We start from the raw sequence: 245 nt of genomic DNA on the forward strand, positions 1-245 counted from the left end.
TGGCTTCAGGTCTGGGCGGTATTCTTCTTCACCACCATCTTCTCGAACGTCTTCTGGGGCGTGGTGGCGGAAAAAATGGGCTGGATGCGGGTGGTGCGCTGGTTTGGCTGCATCGGGATGGCGCTTTCGAGCCTGGCGTTTTACTACATTCCGCAGCACTTCGGGCATAACTTTGCCATGGCGCTGGTCCCGGCCATCGCGCTGGGGATTTTTGTGGCGGCCTTCGTACCGATGGCGGCGGTGTT

Annotated in this window: 1 pseudogene; it reads left to right on the plus strand. The window is 59.6% G+C overall.

Annotated features, from left to right (window positions below):
* A pseudogene (locus RTW80_RS30395) lies at window positions 1–245 on the plus strand (cytochrome C biogenesis protein CcdA); the annotation flags it as partial.

The organism is Escherichia sp. AM3, from assembly GCF_032029835.1.
Classification (GTDB): domain Bacteria; phylum Pseudomonadota; class Gammaproteobacteria; order Enterobacterales; family Enterobacteriaceae; genus Escherichia; species Escherichia coli.